This window comes from Candidatus Equadaptatus faecalis, from assembly GCA_018065065.1.
GTDB lineage: Bacteria > Synergistota > Synergistia > Synergistales > Synergistaceae > Equadaptatus > Equadaptatus faecalis.
Map to the genome: position 1 here is coordinate 1 of JAGHTZ010000050.1, position 23,889 is coordinate 23,889.

The 23,889-nt window shown below is 49.9% G+C and carries 29 protein-coding genes and 1 tRNA gene; 4 read left to right on the forward strand and 26 right to left on the reverse strand.

Features of this window, described 5'->3' with window-relative positions; genetic code table 11:
* Positions 1–660: 660 nt before the first annotated feature.
* The 7 genes from KBS54_03800 to KBS54_03830 all read right to left on the reverse strand — a co-directional run bounded on the left by KBS54_03800 (position 661) and on the right by KBS54_03830 (position 7,892).
* Positions 661–1,881: an ABC transporter permease gene (locus tag KBS54_03800; GenBank protein MBQ0055254.1), complete on the reverse strand. Its 1,221-nt coding sequence runs from the start codon at positions 1,879–1,881 to the stop codon at positions 661–663.
* Positions 1,878–2,582, reverse strand: a complete 705-nt coding sequence (locus KBS54_03805) for an ABC transporter ATP-binding protein (GenBank protein ID MBQ0055255.1) — start codon at positions 2,580–2,582, stop codon at positions 1,878–1,880. Before KBS54_03805 ends, KBS54_03800 begins: the two co-directional genes overlap by 4 nt.
* A 3-nt stretch (positions 2,583–2,585) precedes the next feature.
* Entirely contained in the window at positions 2,586–3,779 is a 1,194-nt protein-coding gene (locus tag KBS54_03810) for an efflux RND transporter periplasmic adaptor subunit (GenBank protein MBQ0055256.1), read from the reverse strand.
* A complete protein-coding gene (locus KBS54_03815) occupies positions 3,779–5,029 on the reverse strand; it encodes a TolC family protein (protein MBQ0055257.1) in 1,251 nt (416 codons plus the stop codon). Before KBS54_03815 ends, KBS54_03810 begins: the two co-directional genes overlap by 1 nt.
* A 76-nt stretch (positions 5,030–5,105) precedes the next feature.
* Positions 5,106–6,482 carry a HAMP domain-containing histidine kinase gene (locus tag KBS54_03820; GenBank protein ID MBQ0055258.1) on the reverse strand — a complete coding sequence of 459 codons (1,377 nt, stop codon included), beginning with the start codon at positions 6,480–6,482 and terminating at the stop codon, positions 5,106–5,108.
* Complete coding sequence (locus KBS54_03825; protein ID MBQ0055259.1) at positions 6,479–7,156, reverse strand: response regulator transcription factor; 678 nt, start codon at positions 7,154–7,156, stop codon at positions 6,479–6,481. The genes KBS54_03820 and KBS54_03825 overlap by 4 nt, the downstream gene beginning before the upstream one ends.
* A gap of 70 nt (positions 7,157–7,226) precedes the next feature.
* Positions 7,227–7,892, reverse strand: a complete 666-nt coding sequence (locus KBS54_03830; GenBank protein ID MBQ0055260.1) for a hypothetical protein — start codon at positions 7,890–7,892, stop codon at positions 7,227–7,229.
* A gap of 232 nt (positions 7,893–8,124) precedes the next feature.
* Between KBS54_03830 and KBS54_03835 the strand changes: the two genes are divergently transcribed.
* Positions 8,125–8,604 (forward strand): hypothetical protein, encoded by a 480-nt coding sequence (locus tag KBS54_03835; protein MBQ0055261.1) that lies wholly within the window; start codon positions 8,125–8,127, stop codon positions 8,602–8,604.
* Between the two features lie 56 nt (positions 8,605–8,660).
* Here KBS54_03835 and KBS54_03840 read toward each other — a convergent pair.
* The 11 genes from KBS54_03840 to rpmH form a co-directional block, all read right to left on the reverse strand.
* A tRNA-Cys gene (locus KBS54_03840) sits at positions 8,661–8,734 on the reverse strand.
* A 73-nt stretch (positions 8,735–8,807) separates the two neighbouring features.
* Complete coding sequence (locus tag KBS54_03845; protein MBQ0055262.1) at positions 8,808–9,023, reverse strand: hypothetical protein; 216 nt, start codon at positions 9,021–9,023, stop codon at positions 8,808–8,810.
* Between the two features lie 5 nt (positions 9,024–9,028).
* Positions 9,029–9,295 carry a hypothetical protein gene (locus KBS54_03850; protein ID MBQ0055263.1) on the reverse strand — a complete coding sequence of 89 codons (267 nt, stop codon included), beginning with the start codon at positions 9,293–9,295 and terminating at the stop codon, positions 9,029–9,031.
* Between the two features lie 12 nt (positions 9,296–9,307).
* A complete protein-coding gene (locus KBS54_03855; protein MBQ0055264.1) occupies positions 9,308–9,625 on the reverse strand; it encodes a DUF883 family protein in 318 nt (105 codons plus the stop codon).
* A 57-nt stretch (positions 9,626–9,682) separates the two neighbouring features.
* The gene (locus tag KBS54_03860; GenBank protein MBQ0055265.1) at positions 9,683–9,979 is read right to left on the reverse strand and encodes a hypothetical protein; all 297 of its coding nucleotides are present in this window, start codon (positions 9,977–9,979) and stop codon (positions 9,683–9,685) included.
* A gap of 136 nt (positions 9,980–10,115) precedes the next feature.
* Complete coding sequence (locus KBS54_03865; protein MBQ0055266.1) at positions 10,116–10,880, reverse strand: prolipoprotein diacylglyceryl transferase; 765 nt, start codon at positions 10,878–10,880, stop codon at positions 10,116–10,118.
* Positions 10,881–11,558 carry a KH domain-containing protein gene (locus KBS54_03870; GenBank protein MBQ0055267.1) on the reverse strand — a complete coding sequence of 226 codons (678 nt, stop codon included), beginning with the start codon at positions 11,556–11,558 and terminating at the stop codon, positions 10,881–10,883. It abuts the gene before it with no gap.
* A 10-nt stretch (positions 11,559–11,568) separates the two neighbouring features.
* Entirely contained in the window at positions 11,569–12,399 is an 831-nt protein-coding gene (locus KBS54_03875) for a membrane protein insertase YidC (GenBank protein ID MBQ0055268.1), read from the reverse strand.
* A 3-nt stretch (positions 12,400–12,402) separates the two neighbouring features.
* A complete protein-coding gene (gene yidD / locus KBS54_03880; GenBank protein MBQ0055269.1) occupies positions 12,403–12,693 on the reverse strand; it encodes a membrane protein insertion efficiency factor YidD in 291 nt (96 codons plus the stop codon).
* Complete coding sequence (gene rnpA / locus KBS54_03885) at positions 12,683–13,078, reverse strand: ribonuclease P protein component (GenBank protein ID MBQ0055270.1); 396 nt, start codon at positions 13,076–13,078, stop codon at positions 12,683–12,685. The genes yidD and rnpA overlap by 11 nt, the downstream gene beginning before the upstream one ends.
* Positions 13,079–13,087: 9 nt before the next feature.
* Positions 13,088–13,222 carry a 50S ribosomal protein L34 gene (gene rpmH / locus KBS54_03890; protein ID MBQ0055271.1) on the reverse strand — a complete coding sequence of 45 codons (135 nt, stop codon included), beginning with the start codon at positions 13,220–13,222 and terminating at the stop codon, positions 13,088–13,090.
* A 248-nt stretch (positions 13,223–13,470) separates the two neighbouring features.
* On the opposite strand from rpmH, the gene rpsT reads away from it, so the two are divergent.
* Positions 13,471–13,734 carry a 30S ribosomal protein S20 gene (rpsT, locus tag KBS54_03895; protein ID MBQ0055272.1) on the forward strand — a complete coding sequence of 88 codons (264 nt, stop codon included), beginning with the start codon at positions 13,471–13,473 and terminating at the stop codon, positions 13,732–13,734.
* Positions 13,735–13,828: 94 nt separating this feature from the next.
* Here the strand turns inward: rpsT and KBS54_03900 are convergent, their stop codons facing one another.
* The 4 genes from KBS54_03900 to KBS54_03915 all read right to left on the reverse strand — a co-directional run bounded on the left by KBS54_03900 (position 13,829) and on the right by KBS54_03915 (position 18,726).
* Positions 13,829–14,200: a four helix bundle protein gene (locus tag KBS54_03900; GenBank protein ID MBQ0055273.1), complete on the reverse strand. Its 372-nt coding sequence runs from the start codon at positions 14,198–14,200 to the stop codon at positions 13,829–13,831.
* An 83-nt stretch (positions 14,201–14,283) separates the two neighbouring features.
* On the reverse strand, positions 14,284–15,243 hold the full coding sequence (pfkA, locus tag KBS54_03905) for a 6-phosphofructokinase (protein ID MBQ0055274.1): 960 nt from the start codon (positions 15,241–15,243) through the stop codon (positions 14,284–14,286).
* Between the two features lie 64 nt (positions 15,244–15,307).
* Positions 15,308–16,231, reverse strand: a complete 924-nt coding sequence (locus KBS54_03910) for a hypothetical protein (protein MBQ0055275.1) — start codon at positions 16,229–16,231, stop codon at positions 15,308–15,310.
* Positions 16,231–18,726, reverse strand: a complete 2,496-nt coding sequence (locus KBS54_03915) for a leucine--tRNA ligase (protein ID MBQ0055276.1) — start codon at positions 18,724–18,726, stop codon at positions 16,231–16,233. Before KBS54_03915 ends, KBS54_03910 begins: the two co-directional genes overlap by 1 nt.
* Positions 18,727–18,854: 128 nt before the next feature.
* Here KBS54_03915 and KBS54_03920 point away from each other — a divergent pair, with 128 nt between their 5' ends.
* Positions 18,855–19,172: a thioredoxin family protein gene (locus tag KBS54_03920; protein ID MBQ0055277.1), complete on the forward strand. Its 318-nt coding sequence runs from the start codon at positions 18,855–18,857 to the stop codon at positions 19,170–19,172.
* 24 nt (positions 19,173–19,196) lie between these two features.
* Positions 19,197–20,519 carry a Na+/H+ antiporter NhaC family protein gene (locus tag KBS54_03925; protein ID MBQ0055278.1) on the forward strand — a complete coding sequence of 441 codons (1,323 nt, stop codon included), beginning with the start codon at positions 19,197–19,199 and terminating at the stop codon, positions 20,517–20,519.
* Positions 20,520–20,606: 87 nt separating this feature from the next.
* Here the strand turns inward: KBS54_03925 and KBS54_03930 are convergent, their stop codons facing one another.
* From KBS54_03930 to KBS54_03945, 4 genes are all read right to left on the reverse strand, one after another.
* Positions 20,607–22,991 carry a YadA-like family protein gene (locus KBS54_03930; protein MBQ0055279.1) on the reverse strand — a complete coding sequence of 795 codons (2,385 nt, stop codon included), beginning with the start codon at positions 22,989–22,991 and terminating at the stop codon, positions 20,607–20,609.
* Positions 22,992–23,042: 51 nt separating this feature from the next.
* The gene (locus KBS54_03935; GenBank protein MBQ0055280.1) at positions 23,043–23,243 is read right to left on the reverse strand and encodes a hypothetical protein; all 201 of its coding nucleotides are present in this window, start codon (positions 23,241–23,243) and stop codon (positions 23,043–23,045) included.
* 146 nt (positions 23,244–23,389) lie between these two features.
* Complete coding sequence (locus KBS54_03940) at positions 23,390–23,557, reverse strand: hypothetical protein (protein ID MBQ0055281.1); 168 nt, start codon at positions 23,555–23,557, stop codon at positions 23,390–23,392.
* Between the two features lie 130 nt (positions 23,558–23,687).
* A partial coding sequence (locus tag KBS54_03945; protein ID MBQ0055282.1) for a hypothetical protein occupies positions 23,688–23,889 on the reverse strand: 202 nt, incomplete at its 5' end.

The window sequence follows — 23,889 nt, forward strand, 5'->3', positions numbered from 1 at the left end:
TCGGTAACGGCACGCTTAGCGGTCGGGTTGCAGGGCTGAGACACGAGGCCGATGCTTTCGGGAAGGAGGCAGGGAAAGCAAGAGCCCTGCAAGCTTCGGACAGAAAACGAGCGGACGGTACCATGCAAAATCGGTATCCAGCCCAGTAGGAAGTAATCCGAAGTGATACGAACGCCGAACGAAGAACGAAGAACGCAGAACAAAAATCTTTGTCTCGCGTGCCCCGTAGGGGTATGCTGCATGGAGCGCAGCGGAAGTGCAGCATCCAGCGACGTTACGCAAGTGAAACGAGCGTTAAGGTTTTAATTTGTTCTTCGTTTGTCGTTCTTAGTTCGTCGTTTGTTTAAGTACAGCGTTAAACTGCTATACGCTATATGCCACAGGCTATAAGCAAAACCGTTAAAATCTTTTCAAACAAGCGGTTTGCAGCTTAAAGCTTATGTTTTGTGTGCCTGCGTCACTATACACAGCGGCGCTTCAGCGCCAAAGCCTATAGCCAATAGCTTATAGCGTATGGCGAAACATTTGGGGAAACTAAAAACGGCTTGGGATTTACTTCCAAGCCGTTTGTTATTCTTTGTTTCTTAAAGTTTTTTCATTTGCATTTTGCACTTTGCTTTTCCGCTCACAGCTTACAGCCAACGGCTACAGCTTTATGTTCTATTCGTATTTCAGCGCGTCTATCGGGTTTAAGAGCGAGGCTTTGTACGCCGGATAGTAGCCGAAGCCGACACCGACCATGCCTGAGAATATCCATGCAAGCAGTATGGAAGCGATTGAGAATATCGGCGGCGCCTGCGTGAGGGTGGCAAGCCCGAAACCCGCTGCTATTCCGCAGAGTATTCCGAGAAAACCTCCTATGTTCGAGAGCACAACTGCTTCGAGAAGGAACTGCGTGCGTATGTCGCTCATTTTTGCGCCTACCGCCATTCGCACGCCGATTTCTTTCGTGCGTTCCGTTACGGATACCAGCATTATGTTCATAATTCCTATACCGCCGACGACAAGCGAGATAAAGGCTATCGCCGCCAGCAGCATGGACATTATTGAGGTCGTTTTTTTGCGCGCTTCAAGCATTTGCGATATGTTGCGCACCGAGAAGTCGTCAGGTTCGCCTTTCCCAATTTTGTGCAGTTCACGGAGCAGCGCCTCTGTTTCAGCCTGAATATAGTCAAGCGCTTCCATGGATACGCCCTGTATGTAGATGCTCTGTATTCTGTTCACGCTGCCGCGAATTCTGACAATTCTTTTCTGCGCTGTGGTAATGGGAATCAGTATTATGTCGTCCTGGTCGCTGCCCATTTGCGACTGTCCTTTTTTCTCGTATATACCGACTATTGTGAACGGTATTTTGTTGACGCGTATGCTTCTGCCAAGAGGATTTTCTTCTCCGAACAGTTTTTCCGCAACGGTCTGCCCTATGACAGCAACTTTTGTTCCCTGACGCACGTCGCTGTCGTATATGTCACGTCCCTTTGCTATTTCACGGCTCTGCACGTAAGAGTAGTTTGCGTTGCTGCCTACTAACGAGGTTGCCCAGTTCGTGTTGCCGTATATAACCGTTACGGAAGCATTGACAAGCGGGGCAAGCGCGTCTATTCCTGACACGTTTTGCTCAATGGCATTTGCGTCGTCAATGGTGATGTAGCGTATGCTGCCTTGTGAGGAACTGCCTGAACGCTGCGAAAATACCATGATGAAGTTGCTTCCGAAGGCGGCTATCTGTTCGTCTATCATTTTGTTGGCGCCCTGTCCGATTGCAAAAGCGGCTATAACCGCCCCAACACCTATCGTTATTCCGAGCGTGGTGAGCATGGAGCTTGATTTGTTTCTGCGCAGCGATTTAAGAGCGCTTCGAAGTATTTCTTCTCCGGCTATCATTTCCATGCCCTCCTCTCTGTGTTTATTATGTCGTCCATTATGACTCCGTCGCGGAAATGGAGTATGCGTTTGGCGTATGCCGCAACGTCGGGCTCATGCGTTACGAGTATTATCGTTATGCCGTCTTTTTCGTTGAGTTCGCAGAAGAGCGCCATAATTTCATCGCTGGTTTTGGTGTCAAGGTTTCCTGTAGGTTCGTCAGCCATAAGTATGGGTGCCTTGTTGACTATTCCGCGCGCTATTGCCACACGCTGCTGCTGTCCGCCGGAGAGCTGCGTCGGTTCGTGGTATATCCTGTCTTCCAGCCCCATGTCCGTAAGCACCTGTTTTGCGCGTTTTCTGCGTTCTTCTTTTTCAATTCCGGCGTAAAGCAGCGGAAGTTCCACGTTTTCAAGCGCGCTGGTTTTTTTCAGCAGGTTAAAGCCTTGAAAGACGAAGCCTATTTTGGCGTTGCGTATTTCGGCAAGCTGGTCGGAATCAAGATGTTCCACGTTCTGCCCGTCAAGTATGTAGGTGCCTGAGGTTGGAGTGTCAAGACAGGCCAGTATGTTCATCGTCGTTGATTTTCCGCTGCCCGAAGGCCCCATCATTGCGACAAATTCGCCGCGTTCCACGCTGAGGTTGACACCGTGCAGAATTTCAATCTGGTCTTCGCCGAGCATAAAGCTTTTTCTTATGTCTTTTACTTCAACAAGAGCCATGTCTTACCCTTCTTTTTTGAGGTTTACTCCGGTTATGACGCGTTCGCCCTCTTTAAGTCCCTTTTTGATTTCCGTGCGTTCTCCGTCTGTGATGCCTTTTTCAACTTCGCGTTTGACAGGTTTGCCGTTTTCAAGCACGTAAACAGACGGTTTTGCAATTTCAGCCACGGTTGCTTTCGGGCGCATCATACCACCACCCATTCCGCCGCCTGCTCCTGCATTGGATTTTTTGTTCCTGACTATTGGCTTGAAGCGGAAAGCGCTGTTGGGCACTGAGAGCGTGTCTATCTTTTCTTTGAGTATGAGCGACACATTCGCCGACATGCCGGGGAGCAGCGACAGGTCGCTGTTGTCAACGTCAGCAACAACAGTGTAGGTTACGACGTTGTCCGTTGTGGTCGGTGACAGGCGTATCTGAGTAACTTTTCCGAAATATTTTCTTTCAGGGAAGGAGTCAACCGTAAATTCTGCCGGCTGATCGTCCCTGACACTGCCTATATCAGCTTCGTCAACACGGATTTCAACCTGCATTTTCGTAAGGTCTCGCGCGATTTCAACGATGCTCGGCGTTGAATAGCTTGCCGCGACTGTCTGTCCTTCTTCAACGTTTTTAGCAACGACAACGCCGTCAACAGGCGCGTAGATGTACGTGTAGCCGAGCGTTATTTTTGTTTTGTTCAGAGACTGGCGCGTCTGGTTTATTTTTGCTTTTGAAACCGCCACGTCTGCCTGTGCCGTTTTAAGCGCGCTTACTGACGAGTCAAATTCCGTTTTTGCTATAAGGTCTTGCTCGGCAAGTTCTTTTGAACGCTTGTAGTCTTTTTCCGCCTTTTCAAGTCTTGCAAGGCTGGCGTCAAGGTCTGCTTCCGCCGCGAGGTAGTTTGCCTGTGCCGCAAGCATGTCCGTTGTCTGCGTTGAGGAGTCCATTTTGGCTATGAGTTGTCCTTTTTTGACCACGCTGTTGTAGTCAACGTGCAGCTCGACGATTTTTCCCGATATCTGCGTACCGACGTCAACCGTTTCTGTAGCTTTCAGTGTGCCTGTTGCGGAAATTACGGAACGAAGATTAGCTTTGCGTACTCCGGCTGTTCTGTACAAATCAATCTGCTGTTTTTTCCCGCCCATAAAGCTGACTGCCGCAAATATCGCAGCTAACGCAATCAGTATCAGAATGATTTTTTTCTTGTTAAGTTTCATTACCTTTTGCCTCCTATCGCTTTGAGCAGCGTAAGCTGTGAACTCTTTCCGCCGTAAAGTGCAAGTATTGTTTTTGCCTGTGACAGCGCGTAGCTGTCAACCGCGTCGGATATTTCAAGGCTGTTTCCGACTCCCGCTTCGTAGCGCTTTGCCGCAAGCTCGTGGTTTTCTTTTTCCTTGCGTTCGGCTTCTTTTGCGGAAACTATGCTTTCTTTTGCCTTTATCATGCTCTGCCATGCTGTGCGGACTTCAAGCACAACTGCGTTCTGCAGCGATTTCTGTTCGGCTTCGGCAGCCTTTAGGTCTGCTCTTGCCTGGGCAATTCTGCTGTTTGTCGCGCCGCCGTCCGTGAGAGGAAGCGAAAGCGTCAGTCTTGCGTTCCAGTCTTTGTCGTCAGCCGGTGCGCTTCCGGAGAGCGTATAGCCTCCGCCGAGAGAGACCGTAGGCGACATGCCTTTCTGCTGTATGCCGAGTTCGGATTTCACCGCTTCCACTCTTTTGGCTTTGGCAATGAGTTCCGGTCTGGCGGCAAGAGCGGTTTTTATCGCTTCGTCTTCGGAGATGTTCCAGTCCTCGTATTCAAGCTCATCCCTGACCGATTCTATTTTCAGCTGAGCGTCGCCCATGGCTGAGGCAAGCTCCGCTCTGGCTACCTGCACATCCGTTTTTGAGGTTATCAGCGCGAGCTTTGCGCTTGCGAGGTCTGCTTCAGCTCTGGTAACTTCAATTTTCGGCTTTTTGCCCGCCTTGTAATAGGCATTTGCCCAGTCAAGTCTTTTTGCGTAGTTGTCGTAGCGTGTCTGCGCCACTTCACAGCCGCGGACTGTGCTGTTTAAGCTGTAATACGCGTCGGAGACACTGCGGACTATTTCGTTGCGTTTTTCGGCAAGGTCTTCTTTGCTTGCGTCCGTCGTCTGCTGCGCTTTTTTAATTCTCAGTTTCGTTTTGCCCGAGTCGGTGATGAGCTGCGAAAGCGTGACGCCAGTGTTGTAGTTTCCGCGGGTGGTTTCGTCCTCAAGCGGCGAATTTCCCCGCGTATAGCCGCTGTTCAGGTCAACCTGCGGCTGGGCTCCTGCTTTTGCCTGGCTTATGCCCGCTTTGGCGGAGTCAACCCTGGCTTCTGACGCGGCAAGGTCTGGATGATTTTTAACCGCTGTTTCAATACATTCGGCGAGCGTCAGTTCTGCCGCGCCGGCTGATGAAACTGCCGCCAGCAGAAGGACTGCCGTTAAGATTATTCGTTTTTTCATTTTGCGCACCTCTCTTTGACTTGCAGCTTCCAACCCTGTATCCGCCGGAAAGAAACTTAATTATTATAATAGAATTTTACTGTTCTGCGCCTGAGCGGCAATATTTTTGCGCTTCAAAAACAATCGTGAAACAGCTTCCTTTTCCCTCTGCGCTTTCGGCGCGGATTTTTGCGCCGTGCGCTTCAACAATGGCTTTGACAACGGCAAGCCCTATTCCCATTCCTCCGCTTTCTCTCGCACGGGATTTGTCCGTGCGGTAGAAGCGTTCAAATACGTTGGGCAGATCTTCCGCAGAGATGCCTATGCCGCTGTCTTTCACGGACAGTTCTGTACGTCCGTCATGCTTTTTCAGCGAGAGCAGCACCGTACCGCCTTTGTCCGTGTAGCGAAGCGCGTTTGAGAGCAGATTTTCCATAATCTGGCGTATTTTCGCCGCGTCAAGCGCCAGTTCCGCACCTTTGTCAATTTCTCTTTTAAGTTCAACGCCTTTGTTTTCAAACAGCGGGTCAAAGCTCTGCGCACACTCTTCCGCAAGCAGCGAAAGGTCTGTATTTGACAAAACCAGCGCCGTATCCGCTTTTTCAAGCACTGTCAGCTTTTCAACTTCCTTGATGAGCAGCGAAAGTCTGTCGATTTCCGAGCGCGTTAGCGCTATCCTGTCGTGCGTAGGCTCCCATACGCCGTCTTCAAACGCTTCAAGGTGCGCTTTGACAACCGTTACGGGGTTGCGAAGCTCGTGCGCTATGTCGCTCATAAGCCGTCTGCGCAGGTTTTCCTGCTCTGCAAGCTCGCAGCCGAGTCTGTCAACGCTGTCCGTAAGCTGCTGTATTTCTTTTATGTCAGAACCGGCGCTTTTTTCCGCCGGAAAACTTCCTTTGCTTATCATTTCCGCCCGTTTTGCGGCTTCAAGCACCGGACGGATTATTTTTTCTGTCATGTAAACCGCGAATAATGCTGCCAGAACAAGCATTATAACTATCCACAGTTCCAGATTTCTTTTAAATTTTTTCAGGAAGAAGCCTTCCCTGCTTATCTTGAACGGAAGAATTTCAAGTTTCACACTTCCTATTTTTGTTCCGTTTCCGGCAAGCAGTTCAACCGTTTCCGTCTGCAGTCTGCCTTTAAAGCCGCGCTGCGCTGCCGTGCCTGTTTTTCTGCGGTGCGACACGTGTCTGAGTTCAAAAAGTTCCGCCCCGTCAGCGCCGTACACCTTCGCTGAAACAACCGGCCAGCGAAGAATTTCGTTCTGCAAATCTTTACCGTTGTTTCCCGAGACAATGCTGCCCTGTATCATTTCAACAAGCTGCTGTCTGTCTTCCGCAAAGCGTTCGGCGCTGAATTTGTGGAACTGCCTGCCCATCTGCCCTGCGACAAACGCGGGAATTACAAGCATGCAGACCAGCACGAGCGCAGTATATTGAAGCAGCAGTTTTGATCTCAGCGAGCGTTTCATTGTTCGGACACCTTGTAGCCGAAACCGTGAACAGTTTTTATGTAGCCGTTTTCATGTTCGGGATCGGCGAGTTTTTTTCTTATGTTTTTGATATAGCTGTCTATTGAACGTTCAAAACCGTCGTATTCGTAGCCGAGAGCGTGGGTTATAATGTCGTCCCTGCTCCATATTTTTTCAGGCTTGGCAGCCATTTTGGAGAAAATCATAAATTCGTTTCTGGTAAATGCTATTTCTTCTCCGTTTTTGGTTACGGTGAAATTTTTCGTGTCAACGGTCAGGGAGTTTCCGACGCGTATGATTTGCGGCTCAGAGCTGTCCGCTTCTTTCCTTGTGTTGGCACGGACACGTGCCATGAGAACCCGCGGACTGAACGGTTTTATGACGTAATCGGAGGCACCTGCGTCAAGCCCCGAAACAACGTCGTCTTCTCCGCTGCGGGCAGTGACCATGATAATCGGAACCTGTGATTTCATGCGGATTGCCCTGCAAACGTCAACGCCGGACATACCCGGAAGCATAAGGTCAAGTATTACAAGGTCGTAGTTCTCTGCCGCAAACATTTCAAGCCCTTTAAGCCCGTCTCCGGCGATGTCCGCCGTATAGCCGTCCTTTTCCATGTAGGCTTTTTCAACTTCGGCGATAGCCCTTTCGTCCTCAACAATAAGTATCTTCATTCCCTATGCCCCCTGTTCCGATATTTTACCACAGAGGGCGGGCTTTACGCCCGCCTCCGCTTAAGATTTCCTAAAATTTTTCAGCGTCCGTGGAGCCGCTTTTTCCGCAGTGTCCGTGTCCGAAATCTTTTCCGCGGCAGTGTCTGTGTCCGAAACCGTGACGCTTTCCGTGCCCGAATTTGGCTTTGCCCCATGCCTTGCATTTATCCGGATTGTTGAGCATGTATTCAAAGCGTTCGAGTGAGGCTTCTTTTTTCAGGCTGAGCAGCTCGTTGTTAAGCTGAATTACTTTTGCCTTGTCCGGCGTGCCGTTCACAAATTCTTCTTTGATTGCGGAGCGCAGCTCGCGCATTTTTTTGAAACGCGCCTTCTGGGCATCAGTGAGCTTTGATTCATGTTTGCCGAAGTTCGGATTGTTCAGCATTTTTTCAAAGTGCTTCTGAGACATTGTAACGCGCACGTCTTCAATCTGCTTTTTGAGCGCCATTGCTTTCGTTTTGTCCGGCGAAGTTTTTTTCATTTCTTTGCCGAGCTGCTGCTCAAGCGTGTGCAGCTTCTCAAACTGTGCTTTGTCCTCGGCGCTTAGCTGAGCTTTCATTTTGTGAATGCCGTGATGTCCGTGTGCAAATTTCTTTCCGCCGGAATTTTTCGGTGCCGTGTCGCCTGCAAAAGCCGCCGTGCAGGAAACCAAAAAAGCCAGTGTAAGAATTGCCGTGATTGTCCTGTTAGTCTTCATATCTGTGTCCTCCTTGCGGTGTGTAGTGTTGCGGATTGCCTCCGCTGACACAGATATTACGCCCTGTTTGTGACAATAATATGATATTTATGTGGAGATTTTGTGGAGATTTGAATCAAAAAAATATCCCCATTGAACAGCTGCCGCTGAACTGCTGTATATCCTTGCAGGAAGCATAAAATTAGGATAGAATAACAGAACTCAAAAATAAAAGATTTCGGAGGTCACCCACATGGCAATCAAATTTAACGGACAGATCATGCCGTACGCGGAAGCTTCAGTTCTGGATTTCCGGCAGAACAGACCGGTATGCAGTTTCCTGAAAAACGACAGATGGGGCATCGCCTGCAAGGAAGAAGGCGGAGTGAAAAAATACTCCCTTACGGAGCATGAAGAGCTTTTAAGCGACACGTGGCACACGTATGACGAGTTTGTTGCGTTTATACAGAATTTCATTACGGAAGACGCTGTCAAAGCAGCTGAAGACGAAGGAGAGTTCATTCCTCAGGACAAGATAAGCATAAACGGTGACACGTACAGCTTCACAAACTCTGCCGGCGAACTTTGCGAATACAAGGCCGGACGTGGAGACGGTTACGATTTTTCAGCATGGAAAACCGCTTCCGGCAAGGATCTCAAAATTGCTTTGGTTGCCGCCGAAATAGACACAGACCTTTGGAAACATCTCGGCGTGGTAATCAAAAGCAATTAATTTACCGTACATAAATTAAAATGTGCGCAGCCTGAGCTGCGCACATTGTTTTTCTATGGAGGCGGCACCCAGAATCGAACTGGGGATAAAGGATTTGCAGTCCTCTGCCTTACCGCTTGGCTATGCCGCCACGAGAAGAAAGTATACCCGTCATTCCGTTTTGTGTCAAGGCTGAAATATTCTTATTCAGCCCTGTGCAGAATTTAACGTTTTTTAAGCAGTCCGATAACCGGCGGCGAAAGCAGAAGCGTTTTAACTTTAGGGAACCGCAGCAATCCGGCTATAACACCGGCTGAAAGCGCGATTCCGGCAGACGCCAGCGGATGCTCGCGGATAAATTTAAGCGGCCCGAAACCGTCAACCGCACTGCTGAAATTTTTCTTCGCTTCAGCAAGAGCGAGTTCGTTCGCCGATACCATTCCGCTTACCTTTTTCCGGCAAATACGAGAGTGCTTCCGATCACCGCAAAGACTAAAGCTATAACCAGCAGCGCAATTATTGAGCCGTAATAGAATTCAATCCACAGAAACGCGGCAAAGGCTGCGAGCAGACAGGCTGCAAACAAAAACAGTCCGCCGATCAGGACCGAAACTATGCCGGTGCCTGCGGAAATAACTTTTTCCCTGAAAAGTCTGCCTTCGGCTTCAAGCAGTTCAAAGAAATTAAGCACTACGTCAGAAAGCGATTTCATTGCAGTTCACCGTTAACGGCGTCTGAAAAGCTTTGCAAGAAGTACCCCGGCTGCGAAAGCGATGCCTACGGACGCAAGCGGTTTTTCCTTAATCGTTTCGCCGAGCTGTTCCGCAGCTTCTTCCGTTCTCTTTTTGCCTTCTTCGATATAGGGCTTGACCGCTTCGATGATTTCGCCGGTTTTGTCTTCTATCGCCTCTTTGAGTTTTTCGCAGTTGACAGCCGCGTTTTCAGACATTGCGCACGTTTTTTCGGCTATCTCTTCTTTGAGTTCGTTGATTTCTTCTTTAAGTTCTTCGATTTTTACAACTGCTCCGTTTGCTTCCGTCATAACAGACACCCCTTTTTCATAATTTGAGATATTTTAGCATATAAATTCAGCTGTACGTCAGCTGTTTTTTCTGCGCTTTGCAAGACTCGCAAGAACGAGACCGGCTCCCATCGCCGCACATACCGAAACAAACGGTCTTTTCTGTATTTTTTTGTTAAGCTTTTCCTTCGTCTCCTTAACGGCAGGTTTGACGCTGTCAATAAGTTTTCCCGTTCCTTCGTTGAGTTCAGACGCCATTTTCCCGAAATCAACCGCTGTTTTTTTTGCAGCGTGTCTGCCGGTTTCCGCCAGAGCGCATTTCAGCGACTTGATTTCCTGTTCGAGTTCTTCAATTCTTTTGTCCTTATCGTTCATTTCCTTCACCTTCCTTTCGGCAGACGCGTCCGTTTCGCGCGCCGCCGTATTTTCCTTACGCGTCTATAATACCGTAAAAACTTTAAAAGACATTAGTAATTTTACTTAATTTTTCACAGGTAAAACAGACAGTCTGTCAGCAGTTTTTGTCCTTGCTTTTTCTCAGGCTTGATACAAGCCAGCAGACGCCTGTAAGGAGAGCCGCCAGGGAAAGAGGCTGTGCGCTCTTGAACGCGGCAAACTGCGACGGCTCGCGGAAAGCGTCAAGAAACAGTCTGTACGCCCCGTACAGAATAAGGAAAAGCGGGAACAGAACAGCCCCTTTGTATCTGCCCGAAAGTTTTTTCCCTGCAAAACAGAGACACAGAAAAATCAGCGCACAGGCAAAGGCTTCAAGAGTCTGCGACGGAAAACGGAAAACGCCCGGCACATCCTGCGGAAAATGCAGTGCATACCAGCGTTTTTCAATGACAATTCCCTTGCAGCACCCCTCAAGCAGACAGCCGATACGCCCGACAGAAAGCATTGCCGAAACCGGAAGCGACGCGGCGTCGGCAAATGCGCTGACGGTAAATTTTTCACCGCGAAGCCTTAAAATTCCGGCTATGCCGCCGCTTAAAATGCCGAAACCGGAGGAAGCCCCTCCGTGCAGCAGAATTTTAACAGATTCATTGCCGGAAAGCACAAGCGGCAGTTTTTCCAGAACGCCGCCGAGGACTGCTCCTCCAATCGCGCAGCAGTACACCCAGAGAAGCGCGGACATTGCCGTCTGAGGATCCGCTCCGTACCTTTTCGTACAGCGGGCAAAGGTACAACGCAGAAACAGAAGCAAAGCAAAAGCCCACAGCACATAGTAACTGCGGGCTTCAAAAGAACCGATTCTGAAAAGTACGGGATACATTTAACGGCGGTGTCTGTGCGGAGCGCGTTTTGCAGAAAAACCAACAGGGTTGATTGTAACGTGCCGGTCAGGCTCTGTACCTACTGATTTTGTTTCCACTTCGTCATTGCCGCGCAGCGCTATGTGTACGATACGGCGTTCCCAGCTTGTCATCGGATCGAGGCTGACAGGAGCGCCTTTTTTGACCGCTTCGCGTGCAAGCGAAATTGCAAGGCGGGTGAGAGTGTGTGTTCTCTTGTCCCTGTAGCCCCCGCAGTCAAAACGGATGCGGCGGGTAGAAAGGTCCTCGTGGCAGACAAGGTTCGTAAGATATTCAAGCGCTTTGAGCGTTTCGCCGTAACGTCCGATTACTACGCCCTGATCTTCACCGACAAGATTGACGATACCGTCTTCGTCAAGCTCCGGCACGAGGTCCACGTCCATTTTCGCAAGTATTTCGTTCACGAAATAGCAGGACTGAATGTATGAAACAGGAGCTATTGTTCTGGCTTCAATCCTGAGCTTTGTTCCGAGAAGCCCGAAAAGTTTCTTGTCTTCCGAAAGAATTTCCGTCTTAATGTCCTCAGGCTGCACGCCCCAGAATTCAGCAGCTTTTTCCTTTGCTTCTTCCTCGCTGGAACATTCAAAAATTTTGCTCTCTATTTCAGGCATTGGAACCTGTTCGCGATATTTTTCCATAACAGTACACCTATTCTTCATCGTCTTCAACTTCAACCCACTCGTATTCGTCGTCGTCCTCGACAACTTCAACGACCGGTTTGTTTTTGTGGAGCGACGGTTTGTTTGCCATTTCAATTTTGGTATTCTTCACGACATAATACTGCTGAACAACGCCGACAAGCGTTGAGAGACCCCAGTAAATCATAACGCCTCCGGGCATTGAAAGGCAGATCCACGCCATAAATATCGGCATAACCGTGTTCATTGTAGCCATCTGCGGATTATCGCCCGTTGACATCTTCTGCTGCAGCCATGTAAGGAAAACTATGGCAATGATAAGGAATACGTTGCCCGCATACAGTGAGAAGTTTGAAAGTCCGGCAGGATTTGCGAAAACTGCTTTAACGGCATCAACGAGTCTTTCCGTAGCGGGGCCGCCGCATGCCTGAGAAAGTCCGTTGACAGCCGAGGTGCTGAGCTTGAAAATCCCGAGATACGCCGCATCGCCGAAATCATGTTTCCTGAGCACCTGGAAAAGCAGAATTAGGATCGGCAGCTGAACAAGCATCGGCATACAGCCGGCGGCGGGATTAACCTTGTATTCCCTGTAAAGCTGCATCGTTTCTTCGCCGAGCTTCTGCTTGTCGTCGCCGTATTTTTCCTGAAGCATTTTCAGCCTGGGCTGAATTTTCTGCATTGCCTGCATGCTTACCAGCTGTTTTTTGTTAAGCGGGTAAAGCAGCAGTCTGATAATAACCGTCAAAATAACAATCGACGTACCGTAAGAACCTGTGAGCTTGTAGAACTGTTCGAGGAACAGCTTAAGAAGATCTGCTGCCCCGTTCCAAAGTGAACCCATAAATTACCCATCCTTTCGAGGTTTGAAGAGTCTTCCCAACCAAATCCTTTTAATCTCCTCCCTGTCAGGGAGAGGATCATATCCTCCGCTGCTCCACGGCCCGCAGCGCAGCAGTCTGCGCGCCGCAAGAAGAAATCCGAGGCAAAAGCCGTATTCCCTGAACGCCTCAACGGCATACTCAGAGCAGGTCGGACAAAAACGGCACTTGCCGCCGCCCAAAAGCGGCGAAACTGCCGCGCGGTACATTCTGACAAAGAAAACAGCGGTTTCCGCCGGAACTTCCTTAAGCTTCATGCGCCGAATCAGCGTCCCAGTCAGCTCCCTGCCAGTCGTCGGTCATAAGCCCCGCTCTTTTCATAAGACGCGCAACGTCATAATACACGTCCTTTGCGGAACTCTCCAGCGCCGTATCACGCAGCGACACGACAATCCAACAGCCCTTCTTTGTCCACGGTCTGAGACGCCTTAAAGACTCTCTCAACATACGGCGTCCCCTGACACGTCCTACGGCGTTGGCTATCTTTTTGCTTACCGCCACGCCGAACTTTGTTTCACCGTCATACCCGTCCAGAAACAATAAACGCACCAGCCCGCCGGTTTGACGACGTCCGGTGCGAAAAACAAGATCAAACTGTCTTGGGCTTTTTAAACGGGCTTCAGACGGGAATCTGAACTTCACAACAGCTGATTAGACGGCAAGACGTGCTCTGCCTTTGCGGCGACGGTTTCTCAGAATACGGCGTCCGCTTGCTGAAGCCGAGCGAACGAGGAAACCCATTGCGCGTTTGCGTCTGGTGTTATGCGGCTGATATGTACGTTTCACAGACTACACCTCCCGTGCTTACATTATCTATGAGCAGATAATCGTGATGTCATTTGCAATGCAACTGGTAGAATATACCACAACAACGGCGTTTGGGCAAGAGAAATATTTCACTTAACCCGCGGCAAGAGGAATTTTAACAAAATTTTTCATAAAATGCAAATAATGGTTGCAAAATATATATAACTTGTGGTAGTATATTCCCCGTCTGAAAAAACGAAGGCATTACCTGAAGGAGGTGTAACGGCATGCCCAACAACAAATCAGCCAAAAAGCGCGTTCTCATCGCAGAAAGGAACCGTATTTACAACCGCTTCTGGAAAACGCGCTGCAAAAATGCTGTCAAAAAAGTTCTTGATGCAGTAGAGGCAAAAGACGCTGAACTCGCAAAACAGCGCTTCGACCTTGCGCAGGGAGTTCTTGACAAAGCAGTGGTTAAAGGTGTCGTACACCGTAATACCGCAGCACGCCGCAAAGCCGGCATGGCAGCTAAGCTTAAAACACTTGCTTAAAAAAATCACCGGGTGACCGGTGATTTTTTTTGAACGAAGAACAACGAACGAAGAACAAAGAACTATTACAGACTTAGAAGACACTATAATTACCTTAACTTGATAAGTTGCCTTTCTTCGCAGACAATGTACAGCAGCTTGCTACAAGCATACTGATAATTTCATCAAGTTCACAAACAAAACCAACGTACGTTTCCTTCGATATTCCATTGCTTCTTAGAAGCAGTTTCAGCCAGTATTTGCTTTCACGGGCTTCCTTTTCGGCAATCTTGAATTTAGACAACATATCCGGAACAGACTGCCCTGCCTGACCCTCTGCGACATTTGCTCCTATGCTCGTTCCCGAACGCAAGAGCTGTCTTGCCAAAACACCATTATTCTTTGTGTACAACATATCACATAATTTTATTATTCTTACCGCAAAATTTTCCGATTTGTACCCAAGCGGATTATTTTCGTCAGCCATTTTTAATAATCCTCCAATGCCCCCAGGTTCTTCGTTCTTCGTTCGAGCGAGTAAAACGAGCGAAGGGGTTCTTCGTTCTCTTTTTATATACTCAAAATACTAAGCAGACGCATGATATTCTCATCAATGTCTCCTTTATCCTCCCATGCTTTTTCAAGCGGCGAAAATTTGACGGAGCCGTTCACCATACCTGCCATAAATCCGCTGTTTCCTTCTATCAGATGTTCTACGGAAGCTGCTCCGAGACGGGCGGCAATAGAAGCGTCCATGCAGGTGGGATGACCGCCCCGCAGCAGATGTCCCAGCACAATCGTGCGAGGGTCGTAATCTTCCCTGCCCTTCAGCTCGTCGCAAAGCTTCTGCGCCGAGCAGGCGCCCTCAGCCGTAATTATAATTGAGTGTGATTTGCCGCGTTTTCTTGAGTAGTCAAGCTTGCTGCATATATGCTCTATATCAACGGGCTTCTCCGGTATAACGATATATTCCGCACCGCAGGCAATTCCTGTCTGAAGCGCTATATAACCGGCATTTCTGCCCATAACCTCTACAATAAAAAGCCTGTCGTGGCTTGACGCCGTATCGCGCAGACGCGCAACGCATTCAAGCGCCGTGTTGCACGCCGTATCAAAGCCTATCGTATAATCAGTACCGCCCATGTCATTGTCAATGGTTGCGGGAACGCCGGCGACAGGAAAACCTCTGTCGGCAATGCCTTTTGCCCCGTGGAAAGAACCGTCGCCGCCGATTACCACCAGCGCGTCTATACCGTTCTTTCTCAGCATTTCAACGCCCATGTCAATACCTTCAGGCTTCATGAACTCAAGACACCGCGCAGTACGGAGAATTGTCCCGCCGTGCAGCAGAATACCGCCCACGGAACCCTTTGACATAGGCATAAAATCTCCGTTAAGCAGCCCCTGATATCCGTTCATAATACCGGTTACTTCCATATTATTGTAAAGAGCGGAGCGTACAACCGAACGAATTGCCGCGTTCATTCCCGGCGCGTCTCCGCCGCTTGTCAGAACCGCAAGTTTTTTCAGCATGACAGAACCTCCAAAGTTACGTTGAATTTTTATATGCAGAAACGCCGCAATGCGGCAGACATTATTTTCCGAACAGTTCTATGACAAGAAATTCAAGCTCGTGCCAGCCGTTTGACGTGCCAGATTTCTCGCCTGCGTTAAGCCGCAGTATTCCGACGAGGAAACGGAAGAGAGCGCGGGGACCGAAGCGTCTTGCCGCAGACTGGGCAAGTCTCCACGCGTAGTCGCGCGCGCCGAAAGCGTTTTTGAAATGCTCAGCCATGCGCGGAAACACCGCTCCGTAAAAGGCAAGGCGGAAGCGGTTGTGAAGCGCGGAAGTCAGTTTTATAAGGTCTCCTGACTGCGCCGTTTTCTCCATTGCCGCAAGGCTTTTCATAGCTGCCGTACTGTCTCCGCTGCATATTCCGTCAAGCAGTCTGAGCAGATTTTTGCTTCCGTCGTCAAGGCAGAAATTTTCCACGTCTTCCGCAGATACGATTTTGCCGCCCTTGAGCGCGGCAAGGGTTACGAGCTGTCCGCGTATTTCCTCAGGATCTTCGACCAGTTCAACCATCAAAGCGGCGGCATCCCGCGCCAGAGCAACGTTCATGTTCCTCGCAAGGGTTTCAACCCACTGCTGTCTTTCCCTCGGCCAGCGCGGATACGCGGCAGGCTTCAGCACGGTGCATTTGCCGAGTATTTCTTTCGGAATAAGTTTGGACGGCTCGTTTTCGTAGACGAGAACAATAACGACGGGGGAATCCTTCTGAACCATGGGAGAAAACTGCTCAGGCAGGGTTCCCAGGCTTTCGGCTTCCTCTACTATAATGAAACGGTTTTCGTCAAAAAGTCCGCCGGACATATTGTCGGAGAGCAGAGGCTGCCACTCTCCGCCTTCAAGTCTGGCGGACATTGCATATCCTTTTTGTTCCAGCTCCTTCGCTGTTTCTTCAAGCAGACGCCTCTGCGAGGTGCCTGACGCGACAACAAGCCGGAGTTCGGGCATCAGCCTTTCACCACAACGTTGACAAGCCTGCCGGGAACTGCGATAACCTTGACTACTTCTTTTCCTTCAAGACGCGCCTGTGTTTCGGGGCGCGACATAATTTCTTTTTCAAGCTCTTCCTTTGAGAGTCCTGCCGCTACCCTGAACTGTTCGCGCAGCTTGCCGTTCACCTGAAGAACTATCGTCACTTCGTCCTGAACAAGCGCTGCTTCGTCAACTTCAAACCAGCTTTCCGCAGAGAGGAAAGTGTCGTTGCCGACAAGGTGCCACAGCTCTTCCGTGATATGCGGCGCAAACGGGCAGAGACAGAGAAGCAGCGTTTCCACGCCTTCGCGCATTACGGCGTTGTCCTGACCGTTTTCAGGCTTGAAGGAAACAAGCGCGTTCGTAAGCTCCATAAGTCTCGCGACCGCCGTGTTGAACTGGCGTTCGTCGCGAATATCCTTCGTAACCCTGTCAAGCGTGCTGTGTATCGTGCGCTTCAGGTCACGTGCGGCAGGCGATTTAAGCTCTGAAAGTTTAACTCTGCCCTTTCCCGCAGCCTTAAGCGCGTCAAGATTCGTTTCAACAAGTCTCCATACACGGCTGAGGAAACGGAAACTGCCTTCAACGCCGCGGTCTGACCAGTCAAGGTCTTTTTCGGGCGGAGCGGCGAAAAGTATGAACAGACGCGCCGTGTCCGCGCCGTATTTCTTGATAATTTCATCAGGATCGACAACGTTGCCGACCGATTTTGACATCTTCGTACCGTCCTTGATAACCATACCCTGCGTAAGCAGACGGTCAAACGGCTCACGCATATCCTTAGGCAGCATGCCGAGGTCGGCAAGCACCTTCGTAAAGAAACGCGCGTAGATAAGATGCAGGCAGGCGTGTTCAATGCCGCCTATATACTGGTCAACTGTCATCCAGTATTTTTCGTCTTCAATGTCAAACGCTTTGTCCTCGTTCCACGGCGAAGCGTAACGAATGAAATACCATGAGGAATCGTAGAAGGTATCCATCGTGTCGGTTTCGCGGCGTGCAGGGCCTCCGCAGTGCGGGCAGGTGGTATTCACCCAGTCCTCGCGCGTGGCAAGCGGATTGCTTCCGTTTTTCGGAATTTCAACGTCAAGCGGCAGTTCGACAGGCAGCTGCTCCTCAGGAACAGGAACTACACCGCATTTATCGCAATATACGACAGGAATCGGAGTTCCCCAGTAACGCTGGCGGGAAATAAGCCAGTCGCGCAGACGGAACTGCGTTTCGCGTTTTCCTATGCCCTTATTTTCTATCCATTCGGCAAATTTCTTCTTTGCCTCCGCCGTTTCAAGCCCGTCAAATTCCTCTGAATTGCAGGAAATTCCGTAGGCGGGAACGGCTTCCGTCATCGTGCTGCCGTCGGGAATTTCGCCGTCCTTCGGGCGGACAACGGCGATGACGGGTATGTCATACTTTCTTGCGAAATCAAAGTCGCGCTGGTCATGCGCGGGAACGCCCATGACAACGCCTGTGCCGTAATCGGTGAGAACGTAGTCGGCAATCCATATCGGGGCTTTTTTGCCGTTGAACGGATTGACTGCGTAGAAGCCGGTGAACATACCTTCCTTGTCAACGCCTACAGCCTCACGGTCGATATTGCTCCTGTTGATAATTTTCTTCGCAAAGGCGCGGAGCGCTTCACCCTTTTCGCCGCCGGCGCGTTTCGCAAATTCCTCGACAAACGGATGCTCGGCGGCAAGCGCGACAAAGGTTACGCCGTAAATTGTATCAATACGCGTTGTGTACGCTTCAAAATTGAGATCCGTACCGGCAATATCCATCGTAAAGCGGACACCTTCCGATCTGCCGATCCAGTTTTTCTGCATTGTGAGAACTCTCTCCGGCCACCCCTTGAGATCGTCAAGGCATTTGACAAGCTCATCGGCATAGTCCGTAATGCGGATAAACCACTGGTCAAGCCCGCGCTTTGTAACAGGATTTCCGCAGCGCCAGCACACACCGTTTTCAACCTGCTCGTTTGCAAGCACCGTTTTGCACGTGTCGCACCAGTTGACCGGCGCATGCTTGCGGTAAACAAGACCTTTTTCGTACATTTTGAGGAATATCTGCTGGTTCCATTTGTAATATTCCGGCTTGCAGGTGAGCACGAGACGCCGCCAGTCATAACTGTATCCTACAGCCTTGAGCTGGTCTATCATGTGTTCTATGTTCGCCATTGTCCATTTTGAAGGGGCAATGCCGTGCTTAATTGCGGCATTTTCCGCAGGCATACCGAAAGAATCGAAGCCAATAGGGTGAATAACGTTATAGCCGTGCATTTTGAGGAAACGGGCTATGATATCCCCAATCGAATAGTTGCGAAGATGTCCCATGTGGAGCGCACCGCTGGGGTACGGGAACATTTCGAGACAGTAGAATTTCTTTTTTGAAGGGTCGGTCTCAACATTGAAAATACCGGCTTCCGTCCATTTCTGCTGCCATTTTTTTTCTATTGCGCTAAAATCGTAGGGCATCGCTCTCTCCTCCGCAGTAACAGGTTCAAATTTATGAGAGACAATTATACCCTCTTCGCAACAGGCTATCAAGAGTGTATAATTTAAGCGGCATTAAATTTATTCACATAATCAGGGGGTGTACCTTCATGCTTGAACTTGACAAGGAAAACTGCACCGCAGAGGTGCTTGAAGAAACGGCAATGCCGGTGGTGATCGACTTTTGGGCGCCGACCTGCCCCGACTGTATGGCTCTGCTTCCGGCATACGAACAGCTTGCAGGACAGTACGGCGGCAAAATCAAATTCACAAAGGTTGACTGCTCAGCCAAACGCAGCGTAGCCATGAAATTCCGCGTTATGAGCATGCCGACGTTCCTCTTCTATAAGGACGGCAAAGAACTGAAACGGCTCGGCAGAGGCGTCAAAGCGGAAGAAATCGAAGCGGCAGTAAAAGAACTGCTTTAAATCCGTACAAAGGGGAGTCAAACCTTGGAAAAATTTGAAAAGAAAGACAATTTTGCGGCACTTCTGCCAATAGGCATATTCATCATATTCTATCTCGGACTCGGATTTCTGTACGAATACGGGCTCAAAATGGAGCTTGGCTTTTATAAAATACCGGTCGTCGTGGCGTTTCTCATCGCCCTGACCTTTGCCTGCTTCCAAAACAGGGCTGTCAGCTTTGACGAAAAACTGACGCTGATGGGCAAAGAAATAGGACACAAGGATATCGTAACGATGATACTGATATTCCTCGCCGCCGGCGCTTTTGTCGGCGTTGTAGGAAGAAGCAGCGCGGAAAGCGTCGCATACTTCGTGCTGTCGCTCATACCGACGCGTTTTGCGGTGGTCATTCTCTTTGTCGTTGCGTGCTTCATCTCGCTTTCAATGGGCACGTCAGTCGGAACAATCAGCCTTATAACCCCAATAGCCGTAGCGATAGGCAAAGCCTCAGGCTTCGACCTCCCAATCTGCATAGGCGCAGTTGTCGGCGGGGCAATGTTCGGGGACAACCTCTCGTTTATATCGGACACAACGATAGCCGCCTGCAACGGACAGGGCTGCGAAATGAAAGACAAATTCCGCGAAAACTTCGCGATAGCGCTGCCGGCTGCCCTTGCAACGCTTGTATGCCTCTACTTCGTATCGCTCAAATATGACGTATCAGGATATATCCAGCACGATTACAACCTGATACAGATAATCCCCTACCTGCTCGTTCTTCTCGGCGGAATAATAGGCTTCAACGTATTCGTCATACTGCTCGCAGGCATCGTAACCGGCTCGGTAATCGTGTTCTTCACAGGGGCAACACAGGCAGTTGACCTGCTTTCCAACATGGGAGCAGGCTGCGCCGGAATGTTTGAAACGGCGATGGTCGCCGTTCTCGTCTCGGCAATAGGCGGTCTCGTGAAAGCAAACGGCGGATTTGACGCGGCGCTGCACCTCATTAAAAGCATTTTCAAAGGCAGAAAAGGCGGACAGCTCGGAATAGGAATACTGGTAAGCGCCATGGACGTAGCAACAGCCAACAACACGGTCGCAATCGTCATGTCCAACCAGATAGCAAAAGAAATGGCTGGAGACTACGGCATTTCTCCGCGCAAAACGGCGTCAATCCTCGACACCTTCTCCTGCATCGTGCAGGGGGCACTTCCCTACGGCGCACAGATACTCGTCGCCGTCTCGGCGGCGGCAAGCCTCGGCTGCAGCATATCAGCGTTTGACATAATACCGAACCTTTACTATCCGTTCTTCCTTCTCCTCAGCTCGCTGGTATTCATATTCTTCATACCCGAAAAAACAAAATAACGCTGACGAATTATTTTGAAAAAACACGGCGGCTTGGGAATTCCAAGCCGCCTGCTTATTACTTTTCGGCGTATGCCGTTCAAACTGCTACTTAATCAGCTTTTTCAGCATTTCCTTAATCTCGGCATTCTCTTTCTTAAGGTTCTCAATTTCACTCTTAAGTTCCTTATTCTCGTCGCTGACATACTTCACCTGTTTCTGAAGCTCCGCCTTTGTCTTTGCCGTTTCGCCCTTGCCGAATTTCAGACTGAAACCGACGTTGTACGCGTTCTGGCTGTCGTTTCCGTTGCTGATTGACGTTGAGGCAGAGAGCATCATATTCGGGTTCGGTTTGTAGGCAAGTCCTATCGCTTCCGCGTTCGCGCCCCTGTAGCCGCCGTACGCCACCGCTCCGACAAGTTTGTCGCCTTCTTCGCCGCTCGGTTCGGCAAAGTGCAGTCCTGCAAGTGCCGCTGATATTGCGCCGACTTCGCGGATTTCCTGCGTGTTCGCGCTTATCGCAAGGTCTCTTGCGTAAAGCTGTGCGCCGTTGACAGCGTCCGTTGACATAGGCGATACTTCGCCTGCTTTCAGATTGCTTATCTTTGTTCCGTTCACACCTGCAAGCGCAATCGTTGACTTGTCCGCACCATCATAATGTACTGCGTTGGCATCTTCTCCGCCGCCGCCACCCGGAAGATTGCTGATTATGTCAAATATCTGTCCGCCGTTCACCGCATCGGTTGAACCGCTTTCTATCGCTCCGTTGGCAACATTGACTATCTGTTTCAGATGTCCTGTGTCACCAACTGACACTACGCCTTCAGCAGTTGTTCCGCCCGTGAAGTTGTAGGTTTTCGTTCCGATTGTCGCACCTGTCACATTCTGCGCAGCTTTTGTAATCGCGTTGTTGCCAAGCGCTACGGAATTATCGTGCGTTGCTCTCGCATCTGTGCCGAAAGCTATTGAATTTGCGCCTGAGGCAACCACACCTTGCGGTTTTTTTGAAGCACCCATCGCTATGGCGTTTTCGCCGCTTGCGGTCGTACCTGAAATCGCCGGCAGATATTCCCCGACAGCTTCCGAAAGCAGTTCCGCGTTTGACATAGTCGGGTCATGCAGTACATATTGCTTGCATACTGCTGCCAGTATCTCCGCCTGTTCGGTTGTAATATTGGCAAGGTCATCAACAGAGGCAATGCCCGGTATCGTGCCGGAGGGGAGCGTACTCAAAAGACCTTCCCATGTGGCATAAAGATCAGGATGCTTGTCTTTGCTAAGAACGACATCTTTCAATCCTGATACCATATAACTCATGGCAGTATCTTCATCCTTAAAGGGGGTTGCCCAGCCAAGGGCAAAAGTATTGTCGCTGACTGCCTGTGCAAACGTACCCATTGCGACGCTTCCCTTGCCTTTTCCTGACGCATCACCTGCCACAGTGCCTGCGCCGAACGCAAAGGAGCCGTCGCCGTACGCTTTGCCTCCGCCAACCTTGAACGTTGATGAGCCGGCTTCCTCAATCAGACCGCCTCCGGCAAAAGACGCTGCTCCATTTGCAAGTGATTTGTAACCTGTTGACATGGAATAATTTCCCTTAGCATCCGTATAGGAACCCATCGCCGTGGAAGCGTCGCCAACAGCTTCCGTTCTGAAACCCATCGTTGTGGAATAGTCGCCGCTGGCGGTTGTACCATCACCCATCGCCGTAGAAGTTTGCCCGCTGGCAGTCGTCCGAGTACCCATCGCTGTAGAGCCGTCTCCGAGAGCATACGTATGATTACCCATCGCCACGGAAGCCTCCCCTTCGGCAATAGTATAGTTACCCATCGCTGTGGAAACAATTCCGATTGCTTGCGTATTGCCTCCCATCGCAGTGGAACGTTCGCCACTGGCTATCGTTTCTTTGCCCATCGCTACGGAAATGGTACCGCTCGCGGTCGCATGGTCTCCCATCGCTACGGAAACAGCTCCGGTGGCGCACGTGTGGGTACCCGTAGCCAAAGCAATCGGTCCGCTGGCAGTTGTCCAGTCACCCATCGCTACGGAAGCTCTTCCGCTGGCGGTCGTATGAAAACCCAACGCCGTGGAAGCGTCGATGCTGGCAGTCGTAAGCCAGCCCATCGCTGTGGAAGCATAACCGCTGGCAGTCGTTTCTATGCCCATCGCTGTGGAAGACTCTCCGCCGGCAGTCGTATTACCGCCCATCGCTGTGGAATGGAGACCGCTGGCAGTCGTTTGATAGCCCATCGCTGTTGAAGAAGCGTCGATAGCGTTCGTTTGGTAGCCCATCGCCGTGGAATAGTTTCCAATGGCGTTCGTTTGGTAGCCCATCGCCGTGGAATAATCGCCTGCATCAGTGCCGGTTTTTTGAGATATAGTCCCGTTGTAGCTGTTAATTACCGTGCCGTTTCCTGCCATCGCAGGCAGTGCCGTGCCGAAGATGAACGACACGAGCATGAAGATTGCCGCAAGTTTTTTGATGTTTCTCATTTTTACCCTCTCCTTTGGTAAAATATTTTATATTGTGCTTCATAAAAAAATTTATGACAACAAGAAATACGCCGCAGTTTGACACACCGTTAAATCGGCAACTTTAATTCCCGCAGAACTGTCTGCGTTTGTTTTGAAAATAAGGGTTTGAATAAGCTTGGAGTTTAAGGAGAGGAGAAAAGGAACAGGAGCTCTCCTTAGAAGGAGAGACCTGGCTGGCTGGCTGGCTGGCAATGCCGCTGTTTTGTTCATATTCTCACTCTCCTTTCTCCTTTGATTTTTCTGTCGTTGCTCTGCCGCGTTGTTTTACGACACAACTTTGGCGGAATACGTTCCGTCTTCCTGCGTATTATACAGCATAATCGCCGTTGCGCAAGCCTTTTTTACATTTTTTTTCTTCAACGTGCCGTACGCAACAGTTCGCTTTTTACTTCTTCCGTGTACTGTTTCGCAAATCTGCACAGCACACCGTTCATTGTTTCGTTTTTCAGCCTCGTCGCGCGGATAAATTCCGCATGAAGATGCGGATTGAGTTTTGTTGCTACCCGTTTTGTCTGTTCTGTCATTGTTTTTTCTCCTTTCTGTGTGTTAAGAAAACCAATTACGGTAAAGTGCAATTACCATAAGAAACAATTACCAAAAGTACCAATTACAAAGAGAACCAATTGTGGTGTCCGCTGAAGCGGACGTTTGAAGTTAAAACCTTTTTTGTCCGTCATTCCGACGAACGCCGGAATCCAGCCTGTGCCCAGTATGGGTATGTCGTTCGTTTTTCAAGGTCTTTTCAAAGCCGCTGGATACCGTGTCAAGCACGGTATGACAAAGCTTTTTTTGCTTATGGCTTATAGCTTGCAGCTTACAGCTTAATTCCCGCCCACGGCGCAAGTTTCTCCCGCAG